General features: G+C 42.2%; 13 protein-coding genes. 8 read left to right on the top strand and 5 right to left on the bottom strand.

Annotated features, from left to right (window positions below):
- Positions 1 to 138: 138 nt before the first annotated feature.
- Both QNH36_RS14815 and QNH36_RS14810 read right to left on the bottom strand, forming a co-directional pair.
- Positions 139 to 699, bottom strand: coding sequence for a GNAT family N-acetyltransferase (locus tag QNH36_RS14815; protein ID WP_283903726.1), 561 nt, complete (start codon positions 697 to 699; stop codon positions 139 to 141).
- Positions 700 to 971: 272 nt separating this feature from the next.
- A complete protein-coding gene (locus QNH36_RS14810) occupies positions 972 to 2,096 on the bottom strand; it encodes an amidohydrolase (protein ID WP_144479814.1) in 1,125 nt (374 codons plus the stop codon).
- Between the two features lie 366 nt (positions 2,097 to 2,462).
- Here QNH36_RS14810 and QNH36_RS14805 point away from each other — a divergent pair, with 366 nt between their 5' ends.
- The 7 genes from QNH36_RS14805 (at position 2,463) to QNH36_RS14775 (ending at position 7,831) form a co-directional block, all read left to right on the top strand.
- Positions 2,463 to 2,783 carry a DUF4870 domain-containing protein gene (locus QNH36_RS14805; RefSeq protein WP_251540569.1) on the top strand — a complete coding sequence of 107 codons (321 nt, stop codon included), beginning with the start codon at positions 2,463 to 2,465 and terminating at the stop codon, positions 2,781 to 2,783.
- 110 nt (positions 2,784 to 2,893) lie between these two features.
- Positions 2,894 to 3,094: a PLD nuclease N-terminal domain-containing protein gene (locus QNH36_RS14800; protein WP_144479810.1), complete on the top strand. Its 201-nt coding sequence runs from the start codon at positions 2,894 to 2,896 to the stop codon at positions 3,092 to 3,094.
- Complete coding sequence (locus tag QNH36_RS14795) at positions 3,094 to 4,002, top strand: ABC transporter ATP-binding protein (RefSeq protein WP_283903725.1); 909 nt, start codon at positions 3,094 to 3,096, stop codon at positions 4,000 to 4,002. Before QNH36_RS14800 ends, QNH36_RS14795 begins: the two co-directional genes overlap by 1 nt.
- On the top strand, positions 3,999 to 4,778 hold the full coding sequence (locus QNH36_RS14790) for an ABC transporter permease (protein ID WP_251540565.1): 780 nt from the start codon (positions 3,999 to 4,001) through the stop codon (positions 4,776 to 4,778). The genes QNH36_RS14795 and QNH36_RS14790 overlap by 4 nt, the downstream gene beginning before the upstream one ends.
- 274 nt (positions 4,779 to 5,052) lie before the next feature.
- Complete coding sequence (locus QNH36_RS14785) at positions 5,053 to 6,441, top strand: S8 family peptidase (RefSeq protein ID WP_283903724.1); 1,389 nt, start codon at positions 5,053 to 5,055, stop codon at positions 6,439 to 6,441.
- 188 nt (positions 6,442 to 6,629) lie between these two features.
- Positions 6,630 to 7,421: a hypothetical protein gene (locus QNH36_RS14780; RefSeq protein WP_251540561.1), complete on the top strand. Its 792-nt coding sequence runs from the start codon at positions 6,630 to 6,632 to the stop codon at positions 7,419 to 7,421.
- A gap of 86 nt (positions 7,422 to 7,507) precedes the next feature.
- Complete coding sequence (locus tag QNH36_RS14775) at positions 7,508 to 7,831, top strand: four-helix bundle copper-binding protein (RefSeq protein WP_283903723.1); 324 nt, start codon at positions 7,508 to 7,510, stop codon at positions 7,829 to 7,831.
- A gap of 107 nt (positions 7,832 to 7,938) precedes the next feature.
- On the opposite strand, the gene QNH36_RS14770 is transcribed toward QNH36_RS14775, so the two are convergent.
- Positions 7,939 to 8,835, bottom strand: coding sequence for an IS3 family transposase (locus QNH36_RS14770; protein WP_283905374.1), 897 nt, complete (start codon positions 8,833 to 8,835; stop codon positions 7,939 to 7,941).
- A gap of 11 nt (positions 8,836 to 8,846) precedes the next feature.
- Positions 8,847 to 9,155 carry a transposase gene (locus QNH36_RS14765; RefSeq protein ID WP_283903722.1) on the bottom strand — a complete coding sequence of 103 codons (309 nt, stop codon included), beginning with the start codon at positions 9,153 to 9,155 and terminating at the stop codon, positions 8,847 to 8,849.
- A gap of 272 nt (positions 9,156 to 9,427) precedes the next feature.
- Between QNH36_RS14765 and dapF the strand changes: the two genes are divergently transcribed.
- Positions 9,428 to 10,408 carry a diaminopimelate epimerase gene (dapF, locus tag QNH36_RS14760; RefSeq protein ID WP_283903721.1) on the top strand — a complete coding sequence of 327 codons (981 nt, stop codon included), beginning with the start codon at positions 9,428 to 9,430 and terminating at the stop codon, positions 10,406 to 10,408.
- A gap of 46 nt (positions 10,409 to 10,454) precedes the next feature.
- On the opposite strand, the gene QNH36_RS14755 is transcribed toward dapF, so the two are convergent.
- Positions 10,455 to 12,287, bottom strand: coding sequence for a DNA ligase D (locus QNH36_RS14755; protein WP_481825326.1), 1,833 nt, complete (start codon positions 12,285 to 12,287; stop codon positions 10,455 to 10,457).
- Positions 12,288 to 12,291: the final 4 nt, after the last annotated feature.

Raw genomic sequence — 12,291 nt, 5'->3', positions numbered from 1 at the left:
GGAAGGAGTCCTTAAAACAGTGCAAGATGAAAAAGGCAATCCTTTTCCCGCTTATCAGTAATCTAAAGATCATTGCATACTGCCATCCAGAATAGAATTCCAGGACAAAATAAAAACGCCCTAAAAGGGCGTTTTTTGTTATGCTTCCAGCAATTGTACGGCTTCCTCTTCCTGTGGAACAGTCCTCTTCAGGTAAAGGGTATATTGATCTTTAGGAATTTCATAAAGATCATAAACCTCTCCGGCAGCATTAAGTTGTTCGTATATATTTCTTCGAGTATCGTTTGCTTTCACAATATAAGGCAGTTTTTCTGCCGCTTTGAGGGAGCGGATATTCACTTTCCTGATGCGCATGAAAATCGTTTCAATCCCCAGTTCATAAAATAATTCCTGGAAAAAGGCATCCTTTGCCAAGTTATTATAGCCCTTTCCATGGTATGGCTTGCCCAGCCAAGTACCTAAGAATCCTGCGCCTTCCTGAATGTCGTACAGATTGATTGTGCCGATTGGAGCACCCCATTCGTCAAGAATGGTACGGGATATCAGTTCACCCTGTTCTTCAGCTTCAATCGTTTGTTTTGTAATGAAGACGAATTCTTCATATGAATTGGCCTTTTGACGCACAAAAGGGAAGACATCCGGATGCGCCATCAGCTCAAATAATTCGTGGCAATCATGAAGATCGCGTTTCTTGAGCATTTGTATCCCTCCACACAGGGCAGTCCTGTCCCGTACGAATGTACTGTACGGCCACCCTCGAAATTTTTTGTAAGTTGCTAAAAAATTTCGGGGTGGGAATCGAACCCACTAGAACCAGGATACTGGTGGCGCACCATTTGCCTTCCCTAATCACTTTGCTTTATTAAATTTTATTTCCAAGAAGTATATTACAGGATAATCGCAAAAAAGCAAATAGGTTTTTTATCTTTTTTTTCTGCGTATTTTTGCCAAAAATCTACACTGTTTTTCGACTATTTTTGATAAACAATTTTGCCATTTATCATAGTCCATACTGGTTTGGCGCTATAGTGGAACGGATGCTGATTCCATAAGACCAAATCTGCGTCTTTCCCGCTTTCAATACTGCCGACAAGGTGGTCAACCCGTAAATTACGCGCAGGCAAAATCGTGATGCCCTCAAGTGCTTTTTGTTCGGACAAACCTTCACGGACTGCGATAGAGGCACACAGATTCAAGTACTGGATTGGTGTATATGGGTGGTCGGTCGTTACAGATACTTCAACACCCTGATTGGTCAATTCCTGATAAGTTTTCCAGCTCTTATTCTTGAGTTCGACCTTTGACCGGCGGGTAAGGGTGGGTCCGACAGAAACTTTTAAATTAAGTCCTGCCAGCTCTTCAGCTATCAAGTGTCCTTCTGTACAGTGCTCAATCCGCAAATCAAGGTTGAATTCATCGGCAAATCTGATTGCTGACATGATATCATCAGCTCGATGGGCGTGAACCCTCACTGGAATCTCCCTTTTCAAAGCTTGAATGATGGGCTTGATTCTCAAGGAATCTGGATTGTCGGCATGCATCGCTTCATAAAATGCTTCCCTCAGCATCCCCATGATTCCCATCCGGGTGATTGAATCTTTATTGCCCATACTGTGGATGCGCTTGGGGTTTTCACCAAGTGCGATTTTTAAGCCAGCCGTTTCCTGGATAATCATGTTTTTGATGTTTTTTCCAGCAGTTTTGATGACAGATGTAGTACCGCCAATCACATTTGCGCTTCCCGGCATAACATGCACAGTGGTAATCCCATATTTGAGGGCATCACTGAAAGCAGGATCGAGCGGATAAACACCATCTATCGCCCGTACATGAGGACTCATCGGCTCAATTGTTTCGTTGGCGTCATTACCTGCCCACCCCGTTCCCTCATCGTAGAGACCAAGATGGGTATGGACATCAATGAAGCCTGGAAGCAGGAAGTTCCCGGAGCAGTCTATAATCGCATCCCCTGATGCGATGGGGATATCTTCTTCGATCCTGGATATTTTCCCTTTTTCTATCAAAACATCACAATTTGATCTTTGTTCAGAAGTGATTGGGATTACATTGGCATTTTTCAATAAAATCCTGTTCATATTCCATCCTATCCTGTTTTTATTTTCTTGCATCTTTTAAAAATAAGGCTCTGTTAAACAAGGCTGTTGATTTTCGTTCCTGGCGCTTCGTTTTCCGCTGGAAGAATTGAAAAAGACCAACTGCCGTCTTTTTCATAAGCAATTCTTCCTTGAACCTGCCCACACACGAAGTAAATGCGTTAGCATTTTCGAAGAGTCTTCGCGCCTTCCACTACAATCAACAGGGTGTAAAAGTCACATTTGGCCTTATCAGAAACAAAAATAAAGACCTTTAACATTCATTATAATGAAAAAGTTCGGCAATCATGAAACTTTTTTACGGCCATTTCGTACAGTTAACTATAAGAGTATCAGGAGGAATAGACTATGCCAAAAAATGATGAACGGCTCTTAGCTGCTGGAATATATTTGATCAGTTTTTTCACCGCGTTTTTGGGACCGCTGATTATCTGGCTTGTGAAGAAAGATGATTCAAGCTATGTTGATTACCATGGACGGGAATATATGAACTTTTTCATTTCTTATACAGTATATGGAATTATCAGCGGAATTCTCGTCATCCTGCTGATAGGGATCTTTATGTTGTGGATCATCGGGATAATGGCCATGGTATTCACGATTGTAGGTGCAATAAAGGCTTACGAAGGGCAGGAATATCGAATTCCATTCATTTTCAGGATTTTGTAGTATAAAGATTTTAATGGATCCGGCAGAAATACTGCCGGATTATTTTTTTTTTTGAACGAATTTTCTTCTCATCCGTCTTATGAATGTAAAACAAATGAGGGGGTTTCAGAATGGAATTTTTAGCTGATGTGAACTGGGCACTAATTGCACCTATACTGGTCATTCAGGTTATTTTATTGATTGTTGCGCTGGTTGACTTGATAAGAATAGAAAAAACAAATGGACCAAAATGGCTATGGGCAGTGATCATATTGTTGATTAATATAATCGGGCCAATCTTGTACTTCGTGATTGGAAGGAGAAATCAGTAATGGCCTTAGTCCGTGTTGAAAATCTTGAAAAAAGCTTCAAGGATTTATTAGTGATAAAGGGGCTGAATTTTGAACTGGAAACCGGAAAATGTGTAGCTTTGATCGGAGCTAACGGAGCAGGGAAAACAACTACATTAAAGATGATTTCCGGATTACTTGAACCGACAAAAGGAAGGATTGTATTCGAGGGAGAAAAGCATGGAGATGATCATCGCCGGCTGATTGGTTATCTCCCGCAGCATCCTGTTTTCCATGACTGGATGACCGCCAGGGAATTCCTGGAATATGTCGGAAAGTTATCAGGATTGGAAGCGAAGGAAGCTAAAGCAAGGTCAGCAGAACTTCTCGAGCTTGTGGGTTTAACCGATGCAAAAAACAGGAGAATCGGCAAGTTTTCAGGCGGGATGAAACAGAGGCTAGGAATCGCCCAGGCAATCATCCACCGGCCAAAGCTGATCATGCTTGATGAACCAGTATCAGCGCTTGATCCTTTCGGGAGAAGAGAAGTGCTTGAGCTGCTGGATCGGCTGAAGAGGGATGCAACCGTATTATTCTCCACCCATATCCTTAATGATGCGGAAGAGGTTTGTGAAAGCATTTTGTTCCTGCATAATGGTGAACTGATCGAATCGGGGACAATGGAGGAATTCAGGGAGAAATATCATCAGTCCAAAATTGACCTTGTATTTAATCGGGAAGCAAAAGGGTTCCTGGATTCCTTTTCCGGCCAGGAGAAAATCACTTCCATTCAAACAGATGGATATAAAGCAAGTATATTTACGGAAGATCTGGAAGCCGTTAAGAATATGATTCTTAACCAGGCAGGCAATGACAACTGGCCGCTCATTAAATATGAAATAGGATCCATCAGCCTGGAAGATGTGTTCATGAAGGTGGTGCAAAAATGAAGCAGTGGTTCACGCTTTTAAACAAAGAATTCCTGGAAATGGCCAGAAACTACAAATGGATCTGGATGCCGCTTGCATTTATTCTGCTTGGGGTACTGGATCCGGTGACCACCTATTATTTACCTGAAATCATCAGTTCGTCAGGCGGCCTTCCCGAGGGAGCGGTTTTTGAAATGCCAGTGCCGTCTCCTGAAGAGGTATTCATCATGAGCCTTGGAGAGTATCAAATGCTCGGAGTATTATTTATTGTACTCTCATTTATGGGAACGGTTTCCAGCGAGCGAAAAAGCGGCGTTGCCCAGTTGATCCTTGTCAAACCTGTTTCGTATGTCGCCTATATCACTTCCAAATGGACAGCAGCCCTTATCTTAATCATTCTATCTTTCTTCCTAGGGATGTTGGCAAGCTGGTATTATACTGGTGTTCTATTCGAGTTTCTGCCTTTCAGCAGCCTGATGGAGGTAGTTGGTTTATACTCCCTTTGGCTCGTTCTTGTACTGTCTTTCTTAATTTTATGCAGTGCTGCGTTTATCCATCCTGGGGCTGCTGCGGTGACAGTCCTTGTAACGGTATTTGTTACTACGATGATCGGAGGATCTTTCCAGCATCTGATAGAATGGAGCCCTACGCAGCTCTTTTCTTATGCGTCCGAGAGATTGATTGCTGATTCTTGGTCAGAACATGTTTGGCCGGCTGCAGGCTTAACCATTACAATGATCATTTTATTCTTAAGCCTGGCAATCTACATTTTTAAGAAAAAGGAACTAGCGAATTAGGACTTGGTCACTGGCCAGGTCTTTTTTTAGTTGATTTAATTCTAGTACAGAAGAACTGTTTTTCATTTCGCGTTGTCGAAAAATATCATTCAGACCTTTGAAATAAATAATTCTTTCAACACATTTCTATGATTTTTTTATATAATAATTGGAAAAATATAGAGATAAAGACCTAAAATACCCCGTGAAGTCCTCCTTTCCTTGTCGAAATCATTAGATTGCTAAAGTTAAGTGATTGAATATAATGAAAATTAAGATAAAAAGGAGGGGTAATATGTCGACAAGAAAAAAGCTTTATGCAGGAACATTGGCAGTGCTCTTAGGGGCAGCAACCATTTTTAATGCAGGTGTTGGAAAAGGAGAAGCAGAAGGGAATACAGAAAATACATACCTTGTCGTTTTTAAAGATGAACAGGGACTTCCTGCAGGCTATGCAGATGCAATCAAAAAAGCTGGCGGAAAAGTGGAAGATAAGCTGGACAAGCTTGGAGCGGTTGAGGTCACTTCGAAAAATGCTAACTTCCTGAACGATGTGAAAAAATCATCCCTTGTACTGGAGGCGGGAGTTGAGAATACCGTTTATCCAGAACAAACGATTGATGGTGAAACATTAACGGCGGAAGATTTTGCTGAAGGAGCAGACATTTATAACAAATATATGTGGGATATCAAGCAGGTGACGAATGATGGCGAGTCCTGGAAGCTTCCAGGCGGAACTGGCTTATCTGCAGACGGGGAAGATATTGTTGTTGGTGTAATCGACACCGGGATTGATTACAATCACCCGGATCTGAAAGACAATTATGCCGGAGGAAAGTCATTCGTTCCTGGCTATGATGATCCAATCGACCAGAATAGCCATGGTACCCACGTTGCTGGTACAATTGCCGCTAAAGGAAGAGCACTTGGCGTGGGTCCAGATCTTAAAGTGGCATCTTATCGGGTGTTCGGGCCAACAGGCGGAGCAGCAACCTCCCATATTGCCGAGGCGCTGATGACAGCCGCGGACGATAATGTTGACGTAGTTAACATGTCCCTGGGAGGATATGACTGGTTCCAGGATCCTGCATATGCAACAAAAGACATTGTAGCGGATGTGCAATTGTTCAATCGTGCGATTCAGTACGCGATCAAAAACGGAGTGACGGTTGTCGGTTCAGCGGGGAACAATGCTGTCGATCTAAGCAGTCCGGGGAAATTGTCAGGTGATGACAAGGGGGCGACCCACAGAAGTCCTAGCAGCCAGACAATGATCAGGGTTTCTGCCGGCGGTGCTTTGAAGAATCTTGCCTTCTACTCTAACTATGGAGTTGGTAAAATCGATGTGATGGCTCCAGGGGGAGACCTTGGACCAAACTATGATCCTTCAACAGGGGCAGGAAGAGATAATAGCTATCTTGCATGGAGTACAGTGCCAGTACTTGATGCTGATAAAAATGTCGTTGGCCACGCATACGGCGGTAAGGGCGGAACTTCAATGGCTGCACCGAAAACTGCGGCTCTTGCAGGTGTAGTAATCGCAAAGCACGGCAAGGACCAGCTTACTCCTGCACAAGTAAAAGCAATCATCCAAAATTCTGCTGAAGATATCTTCAAGCCAGGATACGATGAAAATGCAGGACATGGTTTAATTAATGCAGTAAATGCTTTGAAATTGAAATAAGAGATTTGGGCAGACAGGGATTCCTGTCTGTTTTTTTATTCACCCGAGATATCACGTCCATTTTCTAGCTTTGAACAGCACGGCTCTTGCATAACAAATTGACTCATCAGAAAAACCTAGCATGATTGTCCTCCTTGATTAATAGACATAGAATGACGAAGTAGATTTTCTTCAAGGAGATAATAGATATGAGTATCCGGGAGTTTTACCAACAAAAAGCTTATATTAATTTAAACGGTTCTATCATATCAGCAGGGATCCTTTTGGTAACTTTAACGATCAGTCTGGTTTTTTCCTGGGATTTGCCTCTATTTCTTGTTTCGATTCCATTTCTGGCTGTAAGCCTTATCCATTATATCGGTTTTGTATTGTATAAAAATAAGACGGACGTGACACCAATACCTGTTCCCTTCTATGACGATAAGCAACTTTTCGAGCATAATAGCCTTCTTTTGGCGTTTGCCCCGGCACCCGCTTTAAAGATGTTTTTTTTTACTCCTGATGGCATGCTTGCTGGAGAAATGAGAGAAATCAAAGTTAGGAAATACAGGTGGTTTATCCCTGATTTTGCTGATAAAAAAATAAGGAAACGGATCGGAATTTATGACTCCCATGGAAGGATGCAAGGAAGCCTGGTCGAAGAGGGAAAAAGGATGAAATTACGGGATCAAAAAGGGGAAATCACCGGCTTATTTTATCCGGGAAAAAAGCAACCGGGAGCTGCTGGCATAGCGTTTGTTAAGAACGGAAAAAAGTTGAGAGTAAAAGAATCCTCCGGTCTGTATAATGATATTAAGTTGGTACGGGAAGAAGGGGAGGTCGCGGCAAGGCTTCAAAAAGGCTGGATGCCCCTTGAGTGGACCCAATATTTTAAAGAGGCAAATACACCAGTACTTGCCTTCGATTATAGTTTGAGCCAGGAAGAGCGGCTGACAGTATTTGCTGCCCTTGCTATTCGCTATATGTATTACGATCACTAGTTTGAAAATTATTCCACTTCTTTTTTTTCGTTTATCCAACCTTCTATCAGGTTACAGATAGATAGGAAACAAAAGGAGGTTGGAATATGGTAAACCAGCAATATCAGGATTGTATTCAGGCTTGTATTGAATGTATCGAAGCTTGTAATGTATGTTTTGATTCCTGCCTGAAGGAAGAGAATGTAAAAATGATGGCCGAGTGCATCAGGATGGACAGAGAATGTGCAGAAATCTGCGGCATGGCAGTGACAGCGATGCAGACCAACAGCCACTTCGTCAACCAGATCTGCGGTTTATGTGCGGATATTTGCGAAGCCTGCGGCAATGAATGTAAAAAGCATGATCATGAACATTGCCAAAAATGTGCGGAAGCATGCTTTAAATGCGAAGAAGTGGACTTCTGTCAATAAAATAGATTATTTTATGCCAGGGATTGGCGTATTTTTTATTCCGCACTCCGTTTACACTTCGTTTGGATGCCTCAGCCAAAAGGAAAAATCAAAAACCGATTATTCCTTTAGGCTGAGGGCAACTCTTTTTTATTGGCGTCTTCTCTTTGCGCCTTTTCGAACGCCAATTCACATTCAATTGGAGTGGCGTATTCAAGTGTGGAATGAATTCTTTTCCTGTTATAAAATTGCACATAAAACTCGACAGCTGCTACCGCGGCTGCCTTTGTGGGAAATACAAATTTATAAAGGTATTCTTTTTTCAATGAAGCAAAAAAGGACTCTACACAGGCATTGTCATAAGGAGTCGCTTTCCTGCTCATACTGATTGTGGCTTTAGCTGTCTTTAGGGCTTCGATATAATTGTTCGAACAATATTGTGATCCACGATCTGAATGGTGGATCCAACCCTCTTCGGGGTTTCGTAATGCAATAGCTTCATTTAAGGCACGGAGTGGCAGAGTATGCTCCATATTATCGTCTATGGCGTAGCTTATAACCCGGCGTGAAAATAAGTCAATAACAGGGTTCAAGTAAATAAAACCTTCTCCTGTATGGATATAGGTAATATCCGTTACCCATACTTTATTAGGCGCCTTGGGGTTGAAGTTACGGTCTAGTACATTTGGATATGTTCTCTTATCATGGTTTGAATCGGTAGTATGAACATATTTTTTCGGTGGCGTCGCATAGAGACCAAGCGCTCTCATACGATTGGCTACCTTCTTTTGTGAGACCTTTATATTATTCTCTGTCACAAGCTTTTTGTGGATCCTAGGACTCCCGAATGTAGAAAGGTTCTCATAAAAGTGGGAAATGATTAGTTTATCCAGATGAGTATCTTGTTTCTGCTTTTCCGTTTCGCCCTGTTCCTGACGCTTTAGCCATGCATAATAACCTGAGGTAGTAACGCCCAGTGCTTTGCACATCCTCACGATGGAGTGTTCATCCCTTTCTGAATGGATGAAAGCAAACTTTACTTCTTTTCTTGCGTGAAGATGTGCATGGCCTTTTTTAAGATTGTATTTTCCTCCTCCAGCTCCAACTTTCTTAATCTTTCTGCTTCATACAATTCTTTGTATTCTGAAGCAGTTAATAAGCGATTCTGGCGGTCTTTCTCTGCATCCTGTTGTCTTTTTCGATAGGCAGCTACCCATTTCTGTAGAGTGTCATACGAAATCTGAAGCTCGTTACTCACATCGACTATTTTTCGACCATCAAAAACAATCATTTTACAAACATACTCTTTAAATTCTATAGGATATTTCTTATATTTTTCCGCCATGTTTACACGTCCCTTATATTGTTGATTATGATTTAAACATGACGCCAATGCCTGTGTCCACTTTTTATACTAGCTTCAGAAGAATGCAGAAAAATGGCGTCATAATAACAAGAATGATCAGCTGCTATGCTGGTCATTTTTTTTTTTTTGCTTAGGACTGCCTAAAAGGGCAGGAGCAGGATTGATAAAGTGCTGCAAGATAGCATGTCTATTGAACAATTCGGATATTTATGGCATCTTGTAATATAACGAAGGATTTTGGGGGCGTAAACATGTTAATTGATTTAATTAAGTGCCATGGATCGAATAATGATTTCTTACTGATAGATGAAAGTGACCGCAACTATAAATTTGATGATTTTAAAAGGCGTGATTTGGCGTTGGCGCTATGTGACCGGGAAAACTCATTGGGGGCAGATGGAATCCTGTTCATCCGTCCCAGCAAGGTCGCAGATGCGCAATATCGCATCTTTAATTCGGACGGCACTGAAGCATCCATGTGCGGAAATGGACTTCGCTGTGCAGGCCGGTATGTATGCGAGAAGCTGGGAGTGGATGAAGCGGTCATTGAAACGATGAAGGCTAATCTGAAGGTCAGGAAGCATGAAGAAGTCTTCAGTGGAATTCCTACCTATCAAGTGGAAATTTCTCCGGTCACCTTTGACTTGAACGATTTGCCATTAAATTTGGATCAGGATACCCTCATCCAGGAGAGGATCCCCGCATTGTCAGAAGAATTAACATTTACCGCGTTGGCTGTACCTAATCCGCACCTAACAGCCGTTGTCAGCAAAGACCAGTTGGATTCTGATCTGCAGACTGAGCTAAGTGAAAAATTAAACCAGCCAAACGATTTATTTCCTGATGGTGTTAATGTCAGCTTCATCAGACTGCTGGAAAAGGGAAGCATTTTTGTCAGGACTTTTGAAAGGGGAGTAGGCTACACAAACGCCTGTGGCACAGCTATGTCAGCCTCAACTCTTGTTACATGCCTGATGAATGAAAATGAGTATGAACAGCCAATAGATGTGTACAACAATGGAGGAATGGTACAGTGTGCAGTCCATAAAGAAGGTGAAACCTTCACCATTGATTTGATTGGCAATGCCACGTTTGTGTACTCCGCCCAGATCGATATTGATTTTAATGCCGATGGAATCCTTACAGAGATTCTTGAACAGGAAGACTTCAATGAAGATTTGCAATATGAAAAGCTGCAGGAGCATGCCAAAAAGTATCTCAGCAGATTTTAAGAGGGATATGTATATCCATAAACCTGAAAAATCCTGAAGACCACCTTCAGGATTTTTTCTTTTTTAATACGTCTAAAACTGGTTCAAAGTCCTGTTCGGCTTTTGCAGCAAAGTAAGTCCGGAATGGGCAGCCTAATCTCTTTACACGCTCGATGATCGCCCCCAGATGGAAATCTTCAATCTTCAAATCCTCAGTCACTTCTTCCCAAAAGAGCGGTGTCGCCACTCCTGCATGAGATTTTCCGCGGGCGGAATAGGGGCTGACAATCGTTTTACCCTCAGCATGCTGTATATAATCCACATACAGCCTATTTCCCCTGTTTTTTTTCAGCCTCTCAATCGTAAAAGAATCAGGATCCTTTGAGACGAGATAGTTCGCGATAAATGCGGTGAACAATCTTGTATCATGATAGCTGTATACATTTGTAGGAAGCGGAACGTAAATCTGCAGCCCCTTGTTGCCAGATGTTTTTATAAAACTGATCAGCTTCAATTCATCAAGAACTTCCTTAATATCAATCGCAGCTTTAATTGCCAGATGAAAATATTCCCTGGATGGAGGGTCAAGGTCAAAGACTATTTCCTCTGGTCCTTTGCTATTGATTGTCTCAAAAGGAATGTGAAATTCAACTGCAATTTGGTTCCCCAGCCATAAAAGGGTCTTCATATTATTGCAGACAATATATTCAATGCCTTCCCATTTTGAGGTTTGAACAAATTCCGGTGCATAGTCAGGAACGTTTTTTTGGTAAAAGGCTTCTCCAAACATGCCATGCGGAAAACGGATCACCGTCAAATGCCTGTCTTGAAGGAAAGGGAGCATATAGGGCGAGATTTCCCTCAAATAATGGATATAGTCAATCTTTTGGATTCGCGGATCTTCCCAAAGCGGCTTGTCAGGATGCGTGATTTCGATATCCGGGGGCAAGTTCTTTTGCTGGAGAACGAATTTATCATACGTACAGGCAGATGGAGTTAAATCAAACCTGAATTGATGGAAATGAGGCTCACGAAGCTGATCCTCATAAACTTCAAGGTATTTTACCTCCAGACAAATCGCGGGCTCTACATAGATGAATTGGTGGTCTTCTCCGCTTTTGTTCTGCTTGATGATCTGATGAAGGGCATTTTTTTCCTCAGGCTTAAATCCAAAGATCACCAGGCCTATTTGGTATAATTCCCCTCCTTTATAAACAGAGATATAAAAATAACCATTCGATTTTTCATATGCAGTCACAAAACAGGATACATATTTCCAGTTTTTTGTTTTTATCCATGTCTCTGTACGCTTTCCTTCCTCCCATTTGCTATTGGCTTGCTTCGCAATGATTCCCTCTCCATCATAAATGACAACTTTTTCCCATACGCTATCCAGATTTTTTTCACTGCCGACAAGCTGTAAAAGGTCCGGATATTTAGGGTTTGGGGATTGAGGCAACTCAAGTTCAGTGAATAAAGTGCTGAGCTGATTGCGCCTGTCTTGGTAACTTTCAGCCTCCAAACTTTTGCCTTTTATTTTAAGAAGGTCAAAAACCATCAGCCTGCAAGGATTCCTCGCTGATTCTGTCCTGATTCTGTCCTGGGATCTCATTCTCCCCCTGATTTGGATGGCTCCGAAGTTCGCCTTGAACGGGTTTTCCAGGTAAACTAGTTCAGCGTCAAAAGTCAGCGGTAAATAGGGCGCGAACTTCTCCTTATTACCCAGCAGAAAGTCAGCGATTTCCGGAAACAAAGGCAGCAGCGCCTTTCCATTCCTGCTTGTCAATTCCAATTCATGATCCCATGTCAACAGCGCACGAAAACCATCATATTTGACTTCGTAACGCCATCCATCTCCCCGGGGTGCTTCAAATGCAAGTGTTGGGAGCATCGGTTTCAGCATT

This window comes from Mesobacillus sp. AQ2, from assembly GCF_030122805.1.
In the GTDB taxonomy this organism is placed as follows: Bacteria; Bacillota; Bacilli; order Bacillales; family Cytobacillaceae; genus Mesobacillus; species Mesobacillus oceanisediminis_A.
Note: the sequence above shows the minus strand (reverse complement) of the source record. Positions and strands in the feature narration are given on the sequence as shown.